The sequence below is a fragment of the Streptomyces sp. NPDC018947 genome, from assembly GCF_044390505.1.
Taxonomy (GTDB): domain Bacteria; phylum Actinomycetota; class Actinomycetes; order Streptomycetales; family Streptomycetaceae; genus Streptomyces.
This window is the reverse complement of the sequence record NZ_JBIRZD010000004.1, coordinates 121,592-140,114: the sequence shown is the minus strand read 5'-3', so window position 1 is coordinate 140,114 and position 18,523 is coordinate 121,592. Positions and strand designations below refer to the sequence as shown.

General features: G+C 73.2%; 14 protein-coding genes and 1 pseudogene. 14 read left to right on the top strand and 1 reads right to left on the bottom strand.

Annotated features, from left to right (window positions below):
- The first annotated feature begins 577 nt into the window (after nucleotides 1-577).
- From ssd to ACH499_RS10865, 7 genes and pseudogenes are all read left to right on the top strand, one after another.
- Nucleotides 578-1,708, top strand: coding sequence for a septum site-determining protein Ssd (gene ssd / locus ACH499_RS10895; protein WP_399014935.1), 1,131 nt, complete (start codon nucleotides 578-580; stop codon nucleotides 1,706-1,708).
- Between the two features lie 524 nt (nucleotides 1,709-2,232).
- The gene (locus tag ACH499_RS10890) at nucleotides 2,233-3,423 is read left to right on the top strand and encodes a TadA family conjugal transfer-associated ATPase (RefSeq protein WP_399014933.1); all 1,191 of its coding nucleotides are present in this window, start codon (nucleotides 2,233-2,235) and stop codon (nucleotides 3,421-3,423) included.
- Entirely contained in the window at nucleotides 3,407-4,279 is an 873-nt protein-coding gene (locus ACH499_RS10885; protein WP_399014931.1) for a type II secretion system F family protein, read from the top strand. Before ACH499_RS10890 ends, ACH499_RS10885 begins: the two co-directional genes overlap by 17 nt.
- Entirely contained in the window at nucleotides 4,276-5,061 is a 786-nt protein-coding gene (locus ACH499_RS10880; protein WP_399014928.1) for a type II secretion system F family protein, read from the top strand. Before ACH499_RS10885 ends, ACH499_RS10880 begins: the two co-directional genes overlap by 4 nt.
- A gap of 90 nt (nucleotides 5,062-5,151) precedes the next feature.
- A complete protein-coding gene (locus ACH499_RS10875) occupies nucleotides 5,152-5,379 on the top strand; it encodes a DUF4244 domain-containing protein (protein WP_356203070.1) in 228 nt (75 codons plus the stop codon).
- Nucleotides 5,366-5,767: a TadE family type IV pilus minor pilin gene (locus ACH499_RS10870; RefSeq protein WP_399014925.1), complete on the top strand. Its 402-nt coding sequence runs from the start codon at nucleotides 5,366-5,368 to the stop codon at nucleotides 5,765-5,767. Before ACH499_RS10875 ends, ACH499_RS10870 begins: the two co-directional genes overlap by 14 nt.
- Nucleotides 5,764-6,159, top strand: a pseudogene (locus ACH499_RS10865) (Rv3654c family TadE-like protein); the annotation flags it as partial. The gene ACH499_RS10870 and the pseudogene ACH499_RS10865, both read left to right, overlap by 4 nt.
- Nucleotides 6,160-6,358: 199 nt before the next feature.
- Here the strand turns inward: ACH499_RS10865 and ACH499_RS10860 are convergent.
- The gene (locus ACH499_RS10860; protein ID WP_399014923.1) at nucleotides 6,359-8,839 is read right to left on the bottom strand and encodes a DEAD/DEAH box helicase; all 2,481 of its coding nucleotides are present in this window, start codon (nucleotides 8,837-8,839) and stop codon (nucleotides 6,359-6,361) included.
- 82 nt (nucleotides 8,840-8,921) lie between these two features.
- On the opposite strand from ACH499_RS10860, the gene bldG reads away from it, so the two are divergent.
- From bldG to topA, 7 genes are all read left to right on the top strand, one after another.
- On the top strand, nucleotides 8,922-9,263 hold the full coding sequence (bldG, locus tag ACH499_RS10855) for an anti-sigma factor antagonist BldG (RefSeq protein ID WP_003975386.1): 342 nt from the start codon (nucleotides 8,922-8,924) through the stop codon (nucleotides 9,261-9,263).
- Between the two features lie 102 nt (nucleotides 9,264-9,365).
- Entirely contained in the window at nucleotides 9,366-9,791 is a 426-nt protein-coding gene (locus ACH499_RS10850; protein ID WP_356203076.1) for an ATP-binding protein, read from the top strand.
- Nucleotides 9,792-10,109: 318 nt separating this feature from the next.
- Nucleotides 10,110-12,515 (top strand): sodium-translocating pyrophosphatase, encoded by a 2,406-nt coding sequence (locus ACH499_RS10845; RefSeq protein ID WP_399014921.1) that lies wholly within the window; start codon nucleotides 10,110-10,112, stop codon nucleotides 12,513-12,515.
- A gap of 206 nt (nucleotides 12,516-12,721) precedes the next feature.
- Nucleotides 12,722-13,309 (top strand): small secreted protein, encoded by a 588-nt coding sequence (locus tag ACH499_RS10840; protein WP_356203081.1) that lies wholly within the window; start codon nucleotides 12,722-12,724, stop codon nucleotides 13,307-13,309.
- A gap of 90 nt (nucleotides 13,310-13,399) precedes the next feature.
- Entirely contained in the window at nucleotides 13,400-14,914 is a 1,515-nt protein-coding gene (locus tag ACH499_RS10835) for a methyltransferase (RefSeq protein ID WP_399014919.1), read from the top strand.
- A 162-nt stretch (nucleotides 14,915-15,076) separates the two neighbouring features.
- Nucleotides 15,077-15,274: a hypothetical protein gene (locus ACH499_RS10830; protein ID WP_356203084.1), complete on the top strand. Its 198-nt coding sequence runs from the start codon at nucleotides 15,077-15,079 to the stop codon at nucleotides 15,272-15,274.
- A gap of 271 nt (nucleotides 15,275-15,545) precedes the next feature.
- On the top strand, nucleotides 15,546-18,407 hold the full coding sequence (topA, locus tag ACH499_RS10825) for a type I DNA topoisomerase (protein ID WP_399014917.1): 2,862 nt from the start codon (nucleotides 15,546-15,548) through the stop codon (nucleotides 18,405-18,407).
- Nucleotides 18,408-18,523: the final 116 nt, after the last annotated feature.

Here is an 18,523-nt window from a genome sequence, read left to right as displayed (position 1 = left end):
GTACACCATGGAAGTCACGGATCGTTCGCGACCGTGCTAACCCGGTCCGACTCCTCCCCCCCCGAGTCGGCCGTGGAGACGACCCCCGCTCTCCCCCCCGGCGGGGGTCGTCGCATGTCCGGGCGGGTTTTCCTCTTTGCCGCAGGTGCGGATGGCTTGGCGGAGTCGCGTGAATGGGTTCCTTGTCATGCTCCTGATATATGACTCTGAGTAGTTGTGGGGGTGCTCTGCGAACGGGTCGAGGGGGCGTGTGGGCGGGGCGGCCCGGGAGCGGTGCGGGAGCGGCTCCGAGACGGCTGTGGGGACGGCTCCGAGAGGCTGTGGGGACGGCTCCGAGAGGCTGTGGAGCGGCCCGGTACTCACCCGTTCGGGTCGCGTCGATATCCACAGGCGACCGGGTCGTCCCCAGATATCGACCAAGATCCACAAGTTTTCGCGGAGCACCGCACCGTGATTCCACGCGTTCGGGCCGCGCCGCCCGGCGGTTTCCGGTTCGTCGCACGGCCGGAGACCGACGGGGCGTCGCGGGTCGCGCGAGGGACGGCGAGCAGCGAAGCGAAGCGAAGGGGATCCCGTCATGACCGGGACTGTCACACACGACCCACCGTCCTCCGCCGGAGGGCGGCAGGGCGGACCACTGATCGTCACCGAGGACACCGAACTCCTCGACGACCTGCTCCGCCTGTGCGCGGCGGCGGGTGCCACGCCCGAGGTGCACCACTCCCTGCCGGGAGAGCCCTCGGTGCCGGGACAGCGCGGAAGCTGGGACGCCGCACCACTCGTCCTGGTGGGCGACGACGCCGCCCGGCGCGTACGCGGGGCCGCGCGCAGACGCGGTGTGGTGCTGGTCGGCCGCGACCAGGACGACTCCGGGGTCTGGCGGCGGGCCGTCGAGATCGGCGCCGACCACGTCCTGATGCTGCCCGACGGTGAGCAGTGGCTGGTCGACCGCATCGCCGACGTCGCGGAAGGCGTCGGCCGGCCCGCCCTCACCGTGGGGGTCATCGGCGGCCGTGGCGGTGCCGGCGCCTCCACGCTGGCCTGCGCGCTCGCCGTCACCTCCGCGCGCCAGGGGCTGCGCAGCCTGCTCGTCGACGCCGATCCGCTGGGCGGCGGGCTCGACGTCCTGCTCGGCGGAGAGACGGCCGAGGGCCTGAGGTGGCCCGCGTTCGCGGCCTCACGCGGGCGGGTCGGCGGGGGCGCCCTGGAGGAGTCGCTGCCCGAACTGCACTCGCTGCGCGTACTGAGCTGGGACCGGGGCGACTGCGTCGCCGTGCCGCCCCAGGCCGTACGGGCGGTCCTCGCCGCGGCACGGCGCAGGGGCGGCACGGTCGTCGTCGACCTGCCCCGCCGGATCGACGACGGGGTCGCCGAGGTGCTCGCCCAGATCGACGTCGGACTGCTCGTCGTCCCGGCGGAACTGCGCGGCGTCGCCGCGGCCGGGCGGGTGGCCTCCGCGGTCGGCATGGTGCTGCGCGACCTGCGGGTCGCGGTGAGGGGCCCGTACGCGCCCGGGCTCGACGACCGGGAGGTGGCCGGGTTGCTCGGGCTGCCGCTGGCCGGCGAGGTGCCCGTCGAGTCCGGGCTGGCACGGGCGACCGAGAACAGGCGCCCACCGGGCGCCGCCGGACGCGGACCACTGGCGCGCTTCTGCCGGGAGTTCTGGGAGCGGGCGCTGACGACGACGGAGACGGGCGGGGCGGTATGAGGGCGGAAGCGGCGGCCATGGGTGCCGGGACGGATGCCGGACGGCACGTGGGGATGGCGCGGGAGGTGGTGCGCGGGCGGCCCGCTTGGGCGGGGGCCGGGGCGCCCGGGCCGGAGAGCGGGGGGTCGTGTGCGAGGGGGCCGGTGGGGGTCGTGTCCGGTGCCTCAGAGCTTGGTGCGGCGGTGGGTGCCGGGCGATCCGGAGCGGTGGTCGCAGGGACGGGCGTGAGCGCGTCCGCGCGGACGGCGGCAGGCGGCGTGGCTCCAGGGGCAGCGGCACGTGGGGCTCCTTCGGCGTCGGTGCCCGGGGTGTCGTGGGGGCCGGCACGCGGGGAGCCTGCGAGGACGGTCCCCAGTGGGCTTGCCGGGGCCGCCCCTGGCGTGGCCTCCGGGCCGGTGCCCGGTGGATTTCGAGGCCGCGTGCGCGGGACGGCAACGGGGCCGGCGCCCCGCGTGGTGTCCGGGCCGGCTTCCGCGGGCGGGGTGGACCGGCTTGACCATGTGGCTCCGGGCGCCGGACCACGGGTGGCCCAGGGGTCCGTCTCCGGGCTGCTCGACGGTGTGCGGCGGTGGCTTGCCGAGAGCGGCGCCGAGCCGACCCCCGCACGTGTGGCGCAGGCGCTGCGCGAGCAGGGACGGGTGCTCGGGGACGCAGAGATCCTCGGTGCCGCCGAGCAGTTGAGGTCGGAGATCGTCGGCAGTGGGCCGCTGGAGCCGCTGCTCGCCGATCCTTCCGTGACCGACGTCCTGGTGTCCGCCCCGGACCGGGTCTGGGTGGACCGGGGCGGCGGCCTGGAACTCACGTCCGTCGCCTTCCCGGACGCCGCGGCGGTACGGCGGCTCGCGCAGCGCCTCGCGGCCGTCGCCGGGCGCAGGCTCGACGACGCCCGGCCCTGGGTGGACGCCCGGCTGCCCGACGGCACCCGCCTGCACGCGGTGCTGCCCCCGGTCGCCGTCGGCTGCACGTGCCTGTCGCTGCGGGTCGTACGGCCGCGCGCCTTCACGCTCGACGAACTGGCGGCGGCGGGCACCGTACCGCCCGGCGGAGACCGGGTGCTGCGGGCGCTTCTGCGGGCGCGGCTGTCCTTCCTCGTCAGCGGCGGCACGGGCAGCGGCAAGACGACGCTGCTGAGCGCGCTGCTGGGCCTCGTCGGACCCGGTGAACGGATCGTGCTCGCCGAGGACTCCGGGGAGCTGCGGCCGGACCATCCGCACGTCGTGCGCCTGGAGACCAGACCGGCCAACCAGGAGGGCGCGGGCCTGGTCACCCTGGAGGACCTGGTGCGGCAGGGCCTGCGGATGCGGCCGGACCGCCTCGTCGTCGGTGAGGTGCGCGGGGCCGAAGTCGTACACCTGCTCGCCGCGTTGAACACCGGCCACGCCGGGTGCGGGACCGTGCACGCCAACGCCGCCGCCGACGTACCCGCCCGCCTGGAGGCCCTCGGCACCGCCGCCGGGCTCGACCGGGCGGCCCTCCACAGCCAGTTGGCGGCGGCCCTGTCGGTCGTCCTCCACCTCGTGCGGGACCGGGCGGGGCGGCGGCGGATCTCGGAGGTGCACGTACTGGAGCGGGACGCGTCGGGGCTGGTGCGGACGGTACCGGCGCTGCGGTGGGGCGCGGAGTCGTTCGTGGCCGAACGCGGGTGGGAGCGGCTGAGCGAGCTGCTGCGCGACCAGGGAGCGGAAGGGGGGCGAGCCGGTGACGGGGACGGCTGAACCGACGGCGGTTGCGGCCCTGGCATGCCTGGGCGCGGGAGTCTGGCTGACGGCCGGACGGCATGCGGGGGCCAGGCGTGCGCGTGCGCTGTTCGTGGGCGGCGGGACGGTGGGGGTCGGACCGCCCACGATGCACCGGGTGACGGACTCGCTGCGGCGGGTTCGCGGCCGGTTCCGGGGCGAGTGGTGGTCCCTGGTGGCCGGACTGGTGCTTGCGGTACTGGGCGCGTCGGTGCTGCCGGTCGTCGCGGGGGCGGCCGGAGTGCCGGTGCTGCGCCGGGTGCGGCTCGCCGCCCGGGACCGAGGGGACCGGGAACGCCGGCAGGACGCGGTGATCGCGCTGTGCGGGGCGCTCGCCGGGGAGGTGCGGGCGGGACGGCAGCCGGGCGAGGCGTTGCTGAGTGCCGCCCACGACTCCGGCGGGCTCGGTGAGGCCCGGGCCGGGGTGCTGGCGGCGGCCCGGTTCGGCGGTGACGTGCCGGGCGCGCTCGCGGCGGCGGCACGACAACCGGGCGCCGAAGGGCTGTTGGGCCTCGCGGCCTGCTGGCGGGTGGCCGTCGACCAGGGCGCCGGCCTGGCTGCGGGGCTCGACCGGCTGGAGGGCGCACTGCGCGCCGAGCGGGACCAGCGGGCCGACCTGCGTGCCCAGTTGGCGGGCGCCCGCGCCACGGCGGTGATGCTCGCCGGGCTGCCGGCACTGGGCCTGCTCCTCGGTGTCGCCCTCGGCTCCGACCCCCTGCACGTGCTGCTGCACACCGGCGCGGGACTGGGCTGCCTGCTGGCCGGCGCGGTGCTGGAGGGCCTCGGGGTGTGGTGGGTGAGCCGGATCGTGCGGGGAGCGGAGGCGGTGACGTGAGCGGGGAGGTCGTCCACAGGCTGGGGGCGGTACTGGGGGTGGTGCTGGTCGGCGGATGGCTGGCGCGCTGGGCCGTCGTGCGGCGCCGGGAGCGGGCGGCGCGCAAGCGACTGGCGGTGCTGCTGGTTCCGGCACAGGTGCGGACCGGTCCACCGAGCGGTGCCGCACGGGGTGCCGCGCGCAGATGGCTGCCCCTGGTGGCGACGGTGGGCGCCGGATGGGCCCTGGTGGGCGGCGCCGTCGGCGTCCTGGTCGGACTGGCCGCGGCGGCCGCGATGGGGCGCTGGTACGCGCGGCGGCCCCCCGGCGGGACGTCGGCCGCGAAGACCGCCGCCGAGGCGGCCCGCCAGCTGCCCCTGGCCGCGGACCTGCTGGCGGCCTGCATCGCGGCGGGCGCCGGCCCGGTGGTCGCGGCCCAGGCGGTGGGCGATGCCCTCGGCGGGCCCCTCGGGGACGCGCTGGCGCGCGGCGCCGCGGAGGTCCGGCTCGGAGGTGAACCGGGCGCCGCCTGGCGCGGGCTGGCCGCGCTGCCGGACGCCGGGCCCCTGGCGCGGCTGCTGGAGCGGGCCGACCTGTCGGGGCTGCCCGCGGCCGGTCCCGTCGCCCGGCTCGCCGCCCAGGCCCGCGCCGACCGGGCCCGTGCCACGACGGTCCGTGCCCGCCGGGCGGCCGTCATGGTCACCGGCCCCGTGGGGCTGTGCTTCCTGCCCGCCTTCGTCGCCGTCGGCGTACTGCCGGTGGTGATCGGCCTGGCCGGCGGGGTGCTGGGAGGAGGTGGGTGACACGGAGAAGCGGAACGGCGTGAAGCCGGCGAGCGAGTGACCGACGAACGAACGAGTGGACTTACGGAACCGAACCTCACGGGGGTCGAGATGAAGCAGTGGGTACGGGCACGGGTGCGTGCCCTGGTGTGCGGGGCGCGTACGGCGCGGTGGCAGGCCCTACGGCGGCGGGACGCGGGGATGGTCACGTCCGAGTACGCGATGGGCATCGTCGCGGCGGTGGCCTTCGCGGTCGTGCTGTACAAGGTCGTCACGAGCGGGGCGGTCAGCGCGGAGCTCCAGGGCATCGTGAAGCGGGCGCTCGATGCGCGGATGTGAGCGGCCGGCGCGAGTCGGAGCCCGTAGGAGAGGCGACGGCGGGTTCGTGACGGCGGAGACCGCGGTGGTGCTGCCCGTGCTGGTGGTGTTCGTGACGGCGCTGGTGTGGGCCCTGCTGGCGGTGGCCGTCCAGATCCAGTGCGCGGACGCGGCCCGCACGGGCGCCCGGGCGGCGGCCCGCCAGGATCCCGCCGACGCGGTCGTGGCCGTCGCCCGGGAAGCGGCGCCGCGCGGAGCACGGGTCACGGTGGGCCGGGAGGCGGACCGCGTCCGGGTGGTCGTCGTCACGGAACCTCCGTTGCTGGGCGGCCTGCCCTTCGAGGTGCGGGAGGAAGCCGTGGCCTCGGTCGAACAGGCGGTGGGGGAAACGGCGGAGGAGGGATCATGAGGCGCGGTCTCTCGCCGCGCCGGGTGGCCGGTCGCCGCCTCGACGGGCACTTCGACCGGGGGTCCGCCACCGTCTGGAGTGTCGGAGCCATCGCCGTTCTGTGCCTGGTGTTCGGCGTCGTGCTGGCTCTCGGTCAGGCCGTCGTGGCCCGGCATCGCGCGGCCGGCGGGGCCGACCTGGCGGCGCTCGCGGCGGCGGACCACTGGTCGCTCGGCGGCACGCGGGCATGTGCCCACGCGGACCGGATCGCACGTGCCCAGGGGACGCGGCTGGTGCGGTGCGTGCTCACCGGCCGGATCTCGGACGTGACGGCGGCGTCGGGCCGGGGGCCCTTCATGGCGGAGGTCCGGGCCAGAGCCGGCCCGGGGGAGCCTGAGGCAGGGCCGGTTCCCCCGGCGGCGGCCCGCGATCCCGGCCCGCTTATGGGGGCCGGCGAGCCAGCTCCGCTGACGCGGGTCGGCGCCCCTGCCCCGCAGAGCGTGGCCGTCGGCGTCCCCGTCCCCCAGCCAGGCACATCGGCGCCTGCCGCACCTCGGGCCGCGCTCCCCCCTGCCGAGCCCCGGGCTCGGGAGGCGCCTCAGCCCCCACCCCCTACCGGGCCTCCACCTCGGGCCGGGCACCCGTCCCCGTCGCCCCTCGCAGCAGCACCGTGAGCAGTCGTACGGCTCCGCGTTTGTGCAACGGGTCGTTGCCGTTGCCGCACTTGGGGGACTGGATGCAGGACGGGCAGCCGGCGTCGCACTCGCAGGAGGCGATGGCCTCACGGGTCGCCGTGAGCCACGCGCGGGCCGTGTGGAAGGCGCGCTCGGCGAAGCCCGCGCCGCCGGGGTGGCCGTCGTACACGAAGACCGTCGGCAGCAGAGTGTCCGGGTGCAGCGGGACCGAGACGCCGCCGATGTCCCAGCGGTCGCAGGTGGCGAACAGGGGCAGCATGCCGATCGAGGCGTGCTCGGCGGCGTGCAGGGCCCCGCCGAGGATCTCCGGGTTGATCCGGGCCTCGTCGAGCTGGTCCTCGGTGACCGTCCACCACACCGCACGCGTGCGCAGCGTGCGGGGAGGCAGATCGAGCTTCGTCTCGCCCAGGACCTCGCCGGTGATCAGGCGCCGGCGCAGGAAGGAGACCACTTGGTTGGTGACCTCGACGGAGCCGAGGCACAGCCGGCCGTCGCCCCAGGGGATCTCGGTGTCGGTCCCGAGGACGGAGATCGACGTCGTGTCGCGGGCGACGGTCGAGTACGACGGCGTGGCCTGCTCGACCAGGGCGACGGAGTCCTCCAGGTCGAGGGAGCGCACGAGATACGTGCGGCCCTGGTGCAGGTGGACGGCGCCCTCGTGGACCGTCGTGTGGGCGGCGCCGGCGTCCACCGTGCCCAGCAGCCGACCCGTCCCGGCCTCGACGACCTGGACCGGCCGCCCGCCCTCCCCCCGGATGTCGGTCAGGTCGGCGGCCCGCTCACGGCGTGTCCAGTGCCAGGCCCGGGTCCGCCGGCGCAGCAGCTTCGCCGCCTCCAACTGGGGCAGCAGCTCCTCGCAGGCGGGGCCGAAGAGCTGCAGGTCGTCCTCCGTCAGGGGCAGCTCGGCGGCGGCCGCGCACAGGTGGGGGGCGAGGACGTACGGGTTGTCCGGGTCGAGCACCGTGGACTCCACCGGCTGGTCGAACAGCGCCTCCGGGTGATGGACGAGGAAGGTGTCCAGCGGGTCGTCGCGGGCCACCAGCACCGCCAGCGCGCCCTGCCCGGAGCGGCCCGCCCGGCCGGCCTGCTGCCACAGGGAGGCCCGGGTGCCCGGGTAGCCCGCGATGACCACGGCGTCGAGGCCCGAGATGTCGACGCCGAGTTCGAGGGCGTTGGTCGCCGCGAGGCCGAGGAGTTCGCCGGAGTGCAGGGCCCGTTCCAGGGCGCGGCGCTCCTCGGGGAGGTAGCCGCCCCGGTAGGCGGCGACACGCCGGGTCAGGGAGCGGTCGACCTCGGCCAGCCGCTCCTGGGCGATCACCGAGATCAGCTCGGCGCCGCGCCGGGAGCGGACGAAGGTGATCGAGCGCATGCCCTGCACGGTGAGGTCGGTGAGCAGGTCGGCCGCCTCGGCGGTGGCGGTGCGGCGGACGGGGGCGCCCTTCTCGCCCTCCAGTTCGGTCAGCGGCGGCTCCCACAGGGCGAACACCAGTTCACCGCGTGGGGAGGCGTCGTCGGCGACCTCCACGACCGGCAGCCCGGTGAGCCGGCGGGCCGCCACCGAGGGCTCTGCGGCCGTGGCGGAGGCGAGCAGGAACACCGGCGACGCGCCGTAGCGGGCACACAGCCGGCGCAGCCTGCGCAGCACCTGGGCGACATGCGAGCCGAACACGCCGCGGTAGGTGTGGCACTCGTCGACGACGACGTACTTCAGCGACTTCAGGAAGGAGGACCAGCGGGGATGGGACGGCAGGATGCCGCGGTGCAGCATGTCCGGATTGGTGAGGACGTAGCCGGCGTACTGGCGGATCCACTCGCGTTCCTCGAACGGCGTGTCCCCGTCGTACACCGCCGCCCGCACGGATGTGCCCAGAGGCTGTGAAAGTTCCTTCACGGACCGGCACTGATCGGCGGCCAGGGCCTTGGTCGGGGCCAGGTAGAGGGCGGTGGCGCCGCGGCCGTTCGGGGCCTCGGAGCCGTCCAGCAGCGTCGACAGGACCGGCACCAGATAGGCCAGCGACTTGCCGGACGCGGTGCCGGTGGCCACGACCACCGAGTCGCCGTCCAGGGCGTGCTCCGCGGCCCGTGCCTGGTGGGCCCACGGATGCTCGATGCCCGCCGCCCGCACCGCCGCCACGACCTCCGGGCGAATCCGGTCCGGCCAGACGGCATGACGTCCCGCACGCGGGGGCAAGTGCTCCGTATGAGTGATGCGCGCAGCCCGGCTCGGTCCGGCGGCCAGCCGGCCCAGGACCGTGCCCGGATCCGGCCGGGAGCCGGGCCCCGCCGGGGGTCTGTCGGATCGGTGATTCTCGGCCATCGGCACCGAGTGTGTCACCGGCGTGACGGACAATGGGACCAAGGCGTCGTGCACGCCTGCCGGTAAGTGATTGAATGCCATCGCGGCTGGCGAACCGTCCTGGGGGCTTCAAGCCGAGGTGTCCCGAGGGACGACCGCTCGATAGCAAGGTGCTGGAGGATCCGTGGACCTGTCCCTGTCGACCCGTACCGTCGGCGATCGCACGGTCGTCGAGGTCGGTGGCGAAATTGACGTATACACCGCGCCCAAGCTGCGCGAGCAGCTGGTCGAGCTGGTGAACGACGGGAGTTTCCACCTCGTCGTCGACATGGAGGGCGTGGACTTCCTCGACTCCACCGGGCTCGGCGTGCTGGTCGGCGGACTGAAGCGGGTGCGTGCCCATGAGGGCTCGCTGCGCCTGGTCTGCAACCAGGAGCGCATTCTCAAGATCTTCCGTATCACCGGCCTCACCAAGGTGTTCCCCATTCACACCTCGGTCGAGGAAGCGGTGGCGGCCACCGACTGACGACTGTTCCGGGCCCAGGGGCCCGGTGCGATCCGAACAAGGAGGGGCCGGGCTGTCGGCGGCCCGGTCCCTCGACGCACGCCCGTAGTACGAGGGGGATGCATGGCCACCGTCGAACTCCGCTTCAGCGCGCTGCCCGAGCACGTCCGTACCGCCCGTCTGGTGGCGGCTGCGGTGGCGCGCAGGGCCGGAGTGGACGAGGCCGTCCTCGACGAGGTCAGGCTCGCCGTCGGAGAGGCGTGCAGCCGCGCCGTCGGCCTGCACCGGCACGGCGGCATCACGGCGCCGGTCATGGTGTCGCTGATCGAGGAGGAGAAGCAGTTCTCCATCGAGGTCGGCGACGAGGCGCCGCACGCCTCACCCGCGGCGCCCGGCGCGGCCGTCGACGACGCGGAGGCCGAGGAGGACGAGATGGGCCTCGCGGTCATCAGCGGTCTCGTCGACGACGTGGAGGTCACCGCCGACGAGGGCGGCGGCCGGATCCGCATGACGTGGCCGACCGCGTCCGCGATGCTCCCGCCGGTCTGACACACCCCCCACCGCTTCACCCGAAGGGCCCTACCTCGTAGGGCCCTTTGTCATGTGCGGAAAATGGGGGTCGCGCCTACAGTGGTTCCGTGCGGCCTCTAGTGAATTCCTTCACGATCATTCGAGCCACCGATCGGGCGGAAAGGATCGCCGGAAAAGGTGAGGCGAAAGATCGCGGAAAAGATCGGCGGAACGATAATGCCGGAAGGGCATTACTACGTGCGCCACTTCCGGAGTCCTTCCGGTTGACAGGGTAATTCCCTTTGTCGTGCACTGTTTTGATCAGGTCGAGCTCAGCCCAAGCGTCAAGGAGGACGAATGGCGGAGCTTCCCACCCCTCATCAGTTGAGTGATTCCTCGGCCCTGGCCGCCGCCGTGCTGACCGACGGGAACCGCGCCCTGGTCGCGGTCATCGCGGTCGTCGCGCTGGCCGCGCTGGTGCTTGCGGGCATCCTGGTGCGCCAGGTGCTGTCGGCGGGCGAGGGAACCGAGAGCATGAAGAAGATCGCGGCGGCGGTCCAGGAAGGCGCGAACGCCTATCTGGCCCGGCAGCTGCGCACACTCGGCGTATTCGCGGTCGTGGTGTTCTTCCTGCTCATGCTGCTGCCCGCGGACGACTGGAACCAGCGTGCCGGACGATCGGTGTTCTTCCTGATCGGCGCGGCGTTCTCGGCGGCCACCGGTTATATCGGCATGCGGCTCGCCGTGCGCAGTAATGTGCGTGTCGCCGCGGCGGCACGGGAAGCGACACCTGCCGCGGGTGAACCGGAAAAGGATCTCACCCTCGTCTCGCACAAAGCGATGAAGATCGCATTTCGCACGGGCGGCGTCGTCGGCATGTTCACGGTGGGACTCGGTCTCCTGGGCGCCTGCTGCGTGGTGCTGGTGTACGCGGCCGACGCGCCGAAGGTGCTGGAGGGCTTCGGTCTCGGCGCCGCGCTGATCGCGATGTTCATGCGTGTGGGCGGCGGAATCTTCACCAAGGCCGCCGACGTCGGCGCGGACCTGGTCGGCAAGGTCGAGCAGGGCATTCCGGAGGACGACCCCCGCAACGCCGCGACCATCGCCGACAACGTGGGCGACAACGTCGGCGACTGCGCGGGCATGGCGGCCGACCTCTTCGAGTCGTACGCCGTGACCCTGGTCGCCGCGCTGATCCTCGGCAAGGTCGCCTTCGGGGACTCGGGGCTGGCGTTCCCGCTGCTGGTGCCGGCGATCGGTGTGATCACCGCCATGATCGGCATCTTCGCGGTGGCGCCCCGGCGGTCCGACCGCAGCGGGATGAGCGCGATCAACCGGGGCTTCTTCGTCTCCGCGGTGATCTCGCTGGTGCTGGTGGCGGTCGCCGTCTTCGTCTACCTCCCCGGCTCGTACGCCGACCTCGACGGCGTCACCGACGCGGCCATCGCCGGCAAGGACGGCGACCCGCGGATCCTCGCGCTCGTCGCGGTGGCGATCGGCATCGTGCTGGCCGCCCTGATCCAGCAGCTCACCGGCTACTTCACGGAGACCACCCGGCGGCCCGTCAAGGACATCGGCAAGACCTCGCTCACCGGTCCCGCCACCGTCGTCCTCGCCGGCATCTCCATCGGACTGGAATCCGCCGTCTACACCGCCCTGTTGATCGGCCTCGGTGTCTACGGGGCCTTCCTGCTCGGCGGCACGTCGATCATGCTGGCGCTGTTCGCGGTCGCCCTGGCCGGCACCGGCCTGCTCACCACGGTCGGTGTGATCGTCGCCATGGACACCTTCGGCCCGGTCTCCGACAACGCGCAGGGCATCGCCGAGATGTCCGGCGACGTGGAGGGCGCCGGCGCCCAGGTGCTCACCAATCTGGACGCCGTCGGCAACACCACCAAGGCCATCACCAAGGGCATCGCCATCGCCACGGCCGTCCTCGCGGCCTCCGCGCTGTTCGGGTCGTACCGCGACGCCATCACCACCGGCGCGCGGGACGTGGGCGAGAGGCTCAGCGGCGACGGCGCGCCGATGAGCCTGATGATGGACATCTCGCAGCCCAACAACCTGGTCGGGCTGATCGCGGGAGCGGCGGTCGTCTTCCTCTTCTCGGGGCTCGCGATCAACGCGGTGTCCCGCTCCGCGGGTTCGGTGGTCTTCGAGGTGCGGAGACAGTTCCGGGAGAAGCCCGGGATCATGGACCACACCGAGACACCGGAGTACGGCAAGGTCGTCGACATCTGCACCAGGGACGCCCTGCGCGAACTCGCCACGCCCGGACTGCTCGCCGTGATGGCGCCGATCTTCATCGGATTCACGCTCGGCGTCGGCGCGCTCGGCGCGTTCCTGGCGGGCGCGATCGGCGCGGGCACGCTGATGGCGGTGTTCCTCGCCAACTCCGGCGGAGCCTGGGACAACGCCAAGAAGCTCGTCGAGGACGGTCACCACGGCGGCAAGGGCAGCGACGCCCACGAGGCCACCGTCATCGGCGACACGGTCGGCGACCCCTTCAAGGACACCGCGGGGCCCGCCATCAACCCGCTGCTGAAGGTGATGAACCTGGTGGCGCTGCTCATCGCGCCCGCGGTCATCAAGTTCTCCTACGGCGCCGACAAGAGCGTCGGCGTACGGGTGTTGGTCGCGGTCCTCGCGTTCGCCGTCATCGGCGCCGCGGTGTACGTGTCCAAGCGGCGCGGCATCGCCGTGGGTGACGAGGACAACCCCGACCAGGAGCCCAAGTCGGCTAACACGGCGGTGGTTTCGTAGCGGCGGGCGCCGAGGGGCGCACGGGACCCCTGGTCAAGACGCGGGCGGAGGGCGCTGGGTGAAGCGCCCTCCGCCCGCGCAGTGCGTGCGCGCTCGTTCGCCGTGAGCCTTCTCTCCCATGGTGCAAATGGCTGCAATACGGTCTTAATGGATGTTCGTCATGCGGATGTCCTCCATCCGGCGTGTATGTTCCGGGGCCGAGAGCCATGGAAGGGACCAATCCGGTGAACAAGAAGCTCGCGGCCGCGCTGTCCGGCGGTGCGGTACTGGTACTGGCGCTGACGGGATGCAGCAGCGACGACGGCAACGAGAAGCTGGACTCCTGGGCCAAGCAGGTCTGCGACGCGGTGCAGCCGCAGGCGAAGAAGATCGAGGCGGCCAACGCCGCGATCCAGAAGGAGACCTCGGACAACAGCACGCCGGAGCAGGTCCAGCAGACCGACGCGAAGGCCTTCCAGGACATGTCCGACGCCTACAGGGCGATGGGCGCGGCCGTGCAGAAGGCAGGTCCGCCGAACGTCGACGACGGCGAGAAGAAGCAGCAGGACGCGGTCAAGGAGCTCAACGGCCTCTCCGCCTCCTACGCCTCGCTGAAGAAGCAGGTGGAGGGCCTCGACACCAAGGACCAGGCGAAGTTCGCCGACGGCCTCAAGGACGTCGCCACCGAGCTGAACAAGCTCAGCCAGTCCGGCAGCGACGCGCTGAAGACCCTGGAGGAGGGCGAGGTCGGCCAGGCGATGGCCAAGCAGCCGAGCTGCAAGTCGGCCACCCCGTCGGCGGCGGCCGGGAGCTGACGGCCGGGCGGGGCGCGCCGGCGCCGGGCCCGTGGGCCGGCCGGCGTCCGTTCCCCGGGCGCGCGGCGGAGCGCGGGCCACAATGGGGGGGTGAGTAACGCCAGCCTCTCCCCCCTGCCCTCCGCCGGCCGTCCCGACGTCACCGCGCGGCTGCGGGACGCCCTGCTCGGGGCGTCCTTCACCGCCGACGGACTCCTGGAGCTGCTCGGCGCACCCGCCTACGCGGCCCTGTCCCGCAGCGAGGTCGTGCCCGCGCTCCGGGCCACCCGCGGCGACACGCCGCTGGAAATGCTCGTACGGCTGTTCCTGCTCCAGCAGCCGGTGCCGCACGCGCGTGTGGCGGAGGTCCTGCCCGTCGACGCGTGCCTGGAGGCCGGGTGGCTCGTCGCCGTCGACGGCGACCTGGCGGCCACCGTGGACGTGCGGCCGTACGGCGGACCCGACGGCGAGGACTGGTTCATCGTCTCCGACCTGGGCTGCGCCGTCGGCGGCGCCGGCGGCATCGGCAATCGCGCCGAGGGCGTCGTCCTCGGTGTCGGCGGCGCCTCCATGACGCTCGCCGGGCTCACCGTGCGCACCCCCGTGGCCGCCGCCCTCGACCTCGGCACCGGGTCCGGCATCCAGGCGCTGCACGCCGCCCGGCACGCCACGCGCGTGACGGCGACCGACGTCAATCCGCGCGCCCTGCACATCACCGCGCTCACCCTCGCCCTGTCCGGGGCCCCGGCCGCCGACCTGCGCGAGGGCTCGCTGTACGAACCGGTCGACGATGCGGAGACGTACGACCTGATCGTGTCCAACCCGCCCTTCGTCATCTCTCCGGGCGCCCGCCTCACCTACCGGGACGGAGGGATGAGCGGGGACGACCTGTGCCGCACGCTCGTCAAGTCGACGGGGGAGCGCCTGAACGCCGGCGGGTTCGCGCACTTCCTCGCGAACTGGCAGCACGTGGAGGGGGAGGACTGGACGGACCGGCTGCGCTCCTGGGTGCCGCGCGGCTGCGACGCCTGGATCGTGCAGCGCGAGGTGCAGGACGTCACGCAGTACGCCGAGCTGTGGCTCAGGGACGCCGGCGACCACCGGGGCGACGAGGCCGAGTACCAGGCGCGGTACGACGCGTGGCTGGACGAGTTCGAGGCGCGCAAGGTCAGGGCCGTCGGCTTCGGCTGGATCACGCTGCGCAGGACGGACGCCGCCGAGACCTCGGTCACGGCCGAGGAGTGGCCGCACCCGATCGAGCAGCCGCTCGGCGAGACGGTGCGGGCGCACTTCGAGCGCCTCGACTACCTGCGCGAGCATGACGACGCCGCCCTGCTGGAGTCGTTCTTCACGCTGGCCGCCGAGGTCGTCCAGGAGCAGGTGGGCCTGCCCGGAGCCGAGGACCCGGAGCACGTCGTGCTGCGCCAGAACCGCGGCATGCGCCGGGCCACCCGGGTGGACACCGTCGGCGCCGGCTTCGCGGGCGTGTGCGACGGCACGATGAGCGCGGGCCGCATCCTGGACGCCATCGCCCAGCTCGTCGGCGAGGACCCGGTGGCGCTGCGCGACCGCACACCGGCGCAGATCCGGCTGCTGGTGGAGCAGGGCTTCCTGGAACCGGCGTAGTCCTCTCCCGCGGCGGAACGGGCCGCGGCCACGAACGGGAACGCGCCACGGGCCGGAAACCGTCGGCTCCCCGTTCACCTCGGGTTCGCCTCCCCGCCGCCCGTGGGTGACAGCCTCCCCGGGGCTGGGCACTCACAGGCGGAGAAAAGGGGCACGGGGACCATGGAGAGCGGGCCGGCGATCTTCGCGGGAATGGTGTTCGCCCTGTTCGGGGGCGGCCTGCTGGTGTGGACCGTGGCACGGGTGCGGCACGGCCGGCCCGTCGCGCTCGGTGTGAGGCCCGTCGCATCGGCGGCCCTCGCGGGCGTCGCCGCGGTGGCCGCGCTGACCGTCGGGGCGTGGTGCCTGACCCGCGTGTGAGGGGCCGGATCCGGACGGTGGCCGCACACCGGCCCGGGGATCCGGGGGACCGCGCTCCGGGTACGGGCATCGGGGCCGCCGGGCACTCCGGGCGGCAGGAACAGGGTTCGTCGGGTTACCGTTCGAGTGGCCGTTGCGGGCTTTTCCCGTTTGACACGGGGGCGGGAGGTACCGTCACACTCCGCAGCGTCACGACCGAAACGCAGCACGACCCGACCCCGGGAGCACCGCCTGGGTCAGGCCCCAGTGTCGACCGGAGAGAAGAGCGAAGTTGTCCCCGACCAGCGAGACCGCGAAGGGCGGCCGCCGACTCGTCATCGTCGAGTCGCCTGCCAAGGCGAAGACGATCAAGGGCTATCTCGGTCCTGGCTACGTCGTCGAGGCGAGCGTCGGGCACATTCGCGACCTTCCCAGCGGCGCCGCCGAGGTGCCCGAGAAGTACACCGGCGAGGTCCGCCGCCTCGGTGTGGACGTCGAACACGACTTCCAGCCGATCTACGTGGTCAACGCTGACAAGAAGGCGCAGGTCAAGAAGCTCAAGGACCTGCTGAAGGACTCCGACGAACTCTTCCTCGCCACCGATGAGGACCGCGAGGGCGAGGCCATCGCGTGGCACCTCCAGGAAGTCCTCAAGCCGAAGATCCCGGTCAAGCGCATGGTGTTCCACGAGATCACCAAGGACGCCATCCGGGCCGCCGTCGCCAACCCGCGCCAGCTCAACCAGAAGCTCGTCGACGCCCAGGAGACCCGCCGCATCCTCGACCGCCTCTACGGCTACGAGGTCTCGCCGGTCCTGTGGAAGAAGGTCATGCCGCGCCTGTCGGCCGGCCGTGTCCAGTCCGTGGCGACCCGGCTCGTGGTCGAGCGGGAGCGCGAGCGGATGGCGTTCCGCTCCGCCGAGTACTGGGACCTGACGGGCACCTTCGCGACCGGCCGCGCCGGTGACGCCTCCGACCCGTCGTCGCTGGTCGCCCGGCTCCAGACCGTCGACGGCCGCAGGATCGCGCAGGGCCGCGACTTCGACTCCCTCGGGCAGCTCAAGGGCGCGAACACCCTCCACCTCGACGAGGCGAACGCCCGCGCGCTCGCCGCCGCCCTGGAGAGCACGCGGTTCGCCGTCCGCTCCGTCGAGTCCAAGCCGTACCGCCGCTCGCCGTACGCCCCGTTCCGTACGACGACGCTGCAGCAGGAGGCCAGCCGCAAGCTCGGCTTCGGCGCCAAGGCGACCATGCAGATCGCCCAGAAGCTGTACGAGAACGGCTACATCACCTACATGCGTACGGACTCGACGACCCTGAGCGACACGGCGATCACCGCCGCCCGCGCCCAGGTCACGCAGCTCTACGGCGCCGACTACCTGCCCGCGCAGCCGCGCACGTACGCCGGCAAGGTCAAGAACGCGCAGGAGGCGCACGAGGCGATCCGCCCCTCCGGCGACCGCTTCCGCACCCCGGCCGAGACCGGACTGACCGGCGACCAGTTCAAGCTCTACGAGCTCATCTGGAAGCGGACCGTCGCCTCCCAGATGAAGGACGCGACCGGCAACAGCGTCACCGTGAAGATCGGCGGCACCGCCTCCGACGGCCGGGACGTCGAGTTCAGCGCGTCCGGCAAGACGATCACCTTCCACGGCTTCCTCAAGGCGTACGTCGAGGGCGCCGACGACCCGAACGCCGAGCTGGACGACCGCGAGCGCCGGCTGCCGCAGGTCGCCGAGGGCGACGCCCTGACCGCCGAGGAGATCTCGGTCGACGGGCACGCCACCAAGCCTCCGGCCCGCTACACCGAGGCGTCGCTGGTCAAGGAGCTGGAGGAGCGCGAGATCGGCCGCCCGTCGACGTACGCGTCGATCATCGGCACGATCCTCGACCGCGGCTACGTCTTCAAGAAGGGCACGGCACTCGTCCCGTCCTTCCTCTCCTTCGCCGTGGTCAACCTGCTGGAGAAGCACTTCGGCCGGCTCGTCGACTACGACTTCACCGCCAAGATGGAGGACGACCTCGACGCCATCGCCCGCGGCGAGGCCCAGGCCGTGCCGTGGCTGAAGCGTTTCTACTTCGGCGAGGGCGCCGGCCACGGCGGCGCGGCCGAGGCGGGCAACGGCGACGGCGACCACCTCGGCGGCCTCAAGGAGCTGGTGACCGACCTCGGCGCGATCGACGCCCGCGAGGTGTCGTCGTTCCCCGTCGGCAACGGCATCGTGCTGCGCGTCGGCCGCTACGGCCCGTACGTCGAGCGCGGCGAGAAGGACGCCGAGAACCACCAGCGCGCCGACGTCCCCGACGACCTGGCGCCGGACGAGCTGTCCGTCGAGCTGGCGGAGGAGCTGCTCGCCAAGCCGAGCGGCGACTTCGAGCTGGGCACCGACCCGGCCACCGGCCACACCATCGTCGCCAAGGACGGCCGCTACGGCCCCTACGTCACCGAGGTGCTCCCCGAGGGCACCCCGAAGACCGGCAAGAACGCCGTGAAGCCGCGGACGGCCTCGCTGTTCAAGTCGATGTCCCTGGACACGGTCACCCTGGACGACGCCCTGAGGCTGATGTCGCTGCCGCGCGTCGTCGGCAGCGACGCCGAGGGCGTGGAGATCACCGCGCAGAACGGCCGCTACGGCCCGTACCTGAAGAAGGGCACGGACTCGCGGTCCCTCCAGTCGGAGGAGCAGCTCTTCACGATCACGCTGGAGGAGGCGCTGGCGATCTACGCCCAGCCCAAGCAGCGTGGCCGGGCCGCGGCCAAGCCGCCGCTGAAGGAGCTGGGCACCGACCCGGTCAGCGAGAGGCCGGTCGTGGTCAAGGACGGCCGCTTCGGCCCGTACGTCACCGACGGCGAGACCAACGCGACTCTGCGCTCCGGCGACAGCGTCGAGGACATCACGCCCGAGCGCGGCTACGAGCTGCTCGCCGAGAAGCGTGCCAAGGGGCCCGCCAAGAAGACGGCGAAGAAGACGGCGGCCAAGAAGACCGCCGCCAAGAAGGCCCCGGCGAAGAAGACGGCGGCGAAGAAGACCGCGGCCAAGACGACGGCCGCCAAGAGCACGGCCGCCAAGAAGACGACGGCCAAGAAGGCGACGACGAAGACCGCGGCGAGGAAGACCTCGCCGGCGGCCCCCTCCCCGTCGTCCGAGGACTGAGCGGGTCCGCGCGCCCCGCACGGCACGCCCCCTCGTTCGCCGAGCGAACGCCCCGGCATCGATTCGGTGTCGGGGCGTGCGTACGTTCGGCCGGGTGCCACGGCCTGTCGGCGCCG

Bases quoted from the DNA above. Each gene is read 5' to 3' on its own strand.
- ssd (WP_399014935.1), top strand. From the start codon at position 578: ATGACCGGGACTGTCACACACGACCCACCGTCCTCCGCCGGAGGGCGG.
- ACH499_RS10875 (WP_356203070.1), top strand. From the start codon at position 5,152: ATGAAGCAGTGGGTACGGGCACGGGTGCGTGCCCTGGTGTGCGGGGCG.
- ACH499_RS10870 (WP_399014925.1), top strand. From the start codon at position 5,366: ATGCGCGGATGTGAGCGGCCGGCGCGAGTCGGAGCCCGTAGGAGAGGC.
- ACH499_RS10860 (WP_399014923.1), bottom strand. From the start codon at position 8,839: ATGGCATTCAATCACTTACCGGCAGGCGTGCACGACGCCTTGGTCCCA.
- ACH499_RS10850 (WP_356203076.1), top strand. From the start codon at position 9,366: ATGGCCACCGTCGAACTCCGCTTCAGCGCGCTGCCCGAGCACGTCCGT.
- ACH499_RS10845 (WP_399014921.1), top strand. From the start codon at position 10,110: ATGGCGGAGCTTCCCACCCCTCATCAGTTGAGTGATTCCTCGGCCCTG.
- ACH499_RS10840 (WP_356203081.1), top strand. From the start codon at position 12,722: ATGGAAGGGACCAATCCGGTGAACAAGAAGCTCGCGGCCGCGCTGTCC.
- ACH499_RS10830 (WP_356203084.1), top strand. From the start codon at position 15,077: ATGGAGAGCGGGCCGGCGATCTTCGCGGGAATGGTGTTCGCCCTGTTC.